This window comes from Paenibacillus sp. EKM301P (assembly GCF_011800295.1).
GTDB lineage: Bacteria > Bacillota > Bacilli > Paenibacillales > Paenibacillaceae > Paenibacillus > Paenibacillus polymyxa.
Genome location: NZ_JAALFM010000029.1, coordinates 1 through 3,559 on the forward strand (window position 1 = coordinate 1; position 3,559 = coordinate 3,559).

Genomic DNA, 3,559 nt, shown 5'->3' on the forward strand with positions numbered 1-3,559 from the left:
AAGCGGAAGGCTGTAAATCGTTGCCTTTATAATCCTGATCGAATTGGCCTAAATAGTTAAAACTGATCTCAGGCTGAGTCTCTAACTGCACGCCTGCTTTCTCCAGCACATTTAGATCCGACAGGTAGCGTAAAATACCATAGCCGATGCCTTTTTGCGGAATATGACGCAACCCTTCCTTGGTCCGCTTGATCAGGCGAGCAGTATGTCCCCCTTCTCCCAGACTTCCATCCAGGACAACCGGGAACTGGCTCGTAAACCAGCCGACGGTGCGCGTAATATCCACATCCGGTACAATGGCTTCCCGTCCATGACCCTCCAGATTGACCAGCACTCGTTCAGAACCAGACCAGTCATACACCGCTTTTCCGAGCGCGGCTAGCAACAGGTCATTCATTTCCGTGTTGTACGCGCGATGAGCTTGTTTGAGCAGCTGCTCAGTTTCCTGCTTCGTCCAGCGGACCGTCACCACCTCACTGTCTCCCAGCCGTGCCTTGTCATTTGCAAAATCCTTCGGCAAAGGCTTCGCGAGGCTTGCTTCGGCTTGTTCGATATGCTGCCAGTAAGCCAGCTCCTGCTCCATCGTCGCACTGTTGGCATAGGCTGACAGCTGTTTGGCCCATACCTGGAACGAATCTGTTTTATGCGGCAGCCGAATAGCTGTGCCGGTTTGACCTGCAACTGCCTGCTCATAACCAGATGCCAAATCCTCCAGTAAAATACGCCACGATACACCGTCCACCACCAAATGATGAATGACGATTAATACATGGTCGCCCTCAGCACAATGAAACAGACCGAGCTTCACCAGTGGACCCGCGCTCAAATGAATGCTGGCTTGAATTTCACTCGCCTTAGCTTCAACAGCGGCAGATTCGTCTTCCACTCCGCTGAAATCTACAATATCCAGCGTGTATAGCTCGCCTTCCTCTACACTGCGGTTCCAAGCAACATAACCCTGCTCCGTCTCACGGAATACCGTGCGCAATGCGTCATGATGCTGGACCATACGGTCCATCGTACGGCGCAGCGCGTCGACATCAAAGCCCCCAGCTCGGTACAGCATCATCGCCTGGTTGCTGTGGTGCAGATCAGCCGGCTGCTGCTCGAAGAACCAGCGCTGAATAGGTGTCAGTTCCACCTGTCCTACGACCTCTTCCTGACTGGCCACCTTGCCATCGGTACGAAGTAATGGACTGAGTGCCGCTACCGTCGGGTAGCTGAAGAGATCCTTCATGTTCAGTCGATAACCTGCTTGTAGCAAGCGGGAGGATACTTGCAAGGCCTTGATCGAATCGCCGCCCAGCTCGAAGAAGTTATCCTGCGTGCCTACGGCCTCCACGCCAAGCACTGCGGCCCATACCGCAGCCAGTACTTGCTCCACCGTAGTACGCGGTTCCACATAGGCTGCTCCGGTATGAATGCTGCCTTCCGGTTCCGGCAAAGCCTTGCGGTCGATTTTGCCGTTGCTGGTCAGCGGGATCGTCTCCAGTCGCATCAGGCGTGCAGGCACCATGTGCGCTGGCAGTCCGGCTTCCAGCTCTGCTTGTACTTCCTCGATCCGCAGCTCGGCTTCCCCCGTGATGTATCCGCACAAATACTTGTGTCCACGCTCATCCGTCCGGTCGATGACTACAGCTTGACGCACACCCGGTACCCGCTGGATCGCCGTTTCAATCTCGCCTAGTTCAATCCGGTAGCCCCGGATTTTGACCTGATAGTCCATCCGGCCGATAAAGTCTACATTGCCGTCTGGCATCCACCGCGCCAAGTCGCCGGTGCGATACAGTCGTTCACCCGGCACGTACGGATTCGCTATGAATTTCTCGGCCGTCAGGTCCGCACGGTTCAGGTATCCCCGTGCGACCCCGATGCCGCCGATGCATAGCTCGCCCAGTACGCCGATCGGCACCGGATTCAGCTGGCTGTCCACGATGTAGAAGCGTGCGTTCAGCCATGCCTGACCAATCGGCACATTCCCGCTGCTTGGTAGCTTCGACAGCTCTTCGTCGTAGAAGCTGGAGTCAATCGCCGCTTCCGTGACACCATAGCTGTTGATGATGCGGATGTCCGCACCAAACCGTTCTTGCAGCACTCGGTAGTCCGTCACGCTACAGCTATCTGAGCTCGTGATCAGCAGTTCCAGACTGCTCATGTCCAGTCCGTGCTCGTACACATGCTGCATAAACGGTACGATCAAGGCTGGAGTCGATTCGAACACGGTAATCTGATAATCACGAATCCAGCCATATAGACGGCTTGGGTCAATCCGGTCGTCTTTCGGACAGATGACCATCGTGCCTCCGTTATAGAGCGTCCGTGCAATATCGCCGACGAACACGTCGAAGGAGAAGCTGGCCAGTTGCAGCAGACGTACCGGGAACTGGTTCAGACGGTAATCCCGGCGATAGGCCGCAGCCGTGTTCACCAAGCTGCGATGCTCGATCATGACACCTTTTGGACGTCCTGTTGTCCCCGACGTATAGATCACATACGCCAAGTCTTGCGGCTCGTTGATACGTTCAATATCCGTGGTATCCCCGGTGTACAGCGACTCATCGTCCAGTGCCAATACAGTACGCAGACGCAGCCCTGTTGCCGGTTCGGATGCTGCTTCGCTGTCAGACTTCGAATCTGCTTTCAAGCTTACGCCTTCATTCAGGAGGTCTCTTTCCATCATTTCAGCACCAGCCGCTGTTTCCAGTTCAACCTCAGTCTGCCCTCCGACCAAGGCCAGCCGGCTTTCCGCGAGCCATGCTTGAGCTCGCTCCTGCAAACCGGTTTGCGTGAGCAGCACCGTCGCACCACTGTCCTCCAGCATAAAGCGGATCCGTTCGGACGGATAATCTGCATCTAGCGGCACATAGGCACCTCCGGACTTCCACACTGCCAATACACCAACCACCATATCCACCGAGCGTTCGCTCAAAATGCCCACAATGGACTCGCGTCCAATGCCTTCATTTCGCAGTCTACGGGCAAGCTGGTTCCCACGCTCGTTCAGCTCACGGTACGTAAGCTGCTCCTCCTCGTATACAACGGCCACGTGATCCGGCACAAGCTGCGCTTGTTCTTCCACATAGGCGTGGAACAACAATTCCAATTCCTTTTCATCACTCCATGCAGCTACGCCCACGGATCCAAAACCATCGATGATTTTCGCTTTTTCTGCAGCAGTCACCAATTCAAGCTCGTCCACCAGCGCATCTGGTCGGTGAATCGCTTCTTCAATCATATGCAGCAAATGCTCACGGATTTGCTCTACAGCTGTACGTTCCAACACCTGCGTGTTGTACTCCAAATGGACATGGATTTCATCGCCTGGCACCACGGTGATGTTGAAATCATAGTTTGTTTGCTCTGACATGGAAGCATTGGCAATCGTAAAGCCATTGTTCCCGCGGCTACCCATCTGCTCCATGCGCTGTTCCACGGGGTAGTTTTCAAACACGATAATATGGTTCACCAGGTCCTGCTTCTGCTCGGTCAGGGCCTGAATTTCATATAACGGATAGGTTTCATAGGCACGGGAAGCCAGTGCCTGCTCCTGAATCTGCTT

Annotated in this window: 1 protein-coding gene; it reads right to left on the bottom strand. The window is 54.6% G+C overall.

Translation table 11 applies throughout. The annotated features are described in order from the left end of the window. Positions 1 to 3,559: non-ribosomal peptide synthetase (locus tag HFD99_RS24645; RefSeq protein ID WP_167441035.1), on the bottom strand; the 3,559-nt coding region annotated here is incomplete at both ends.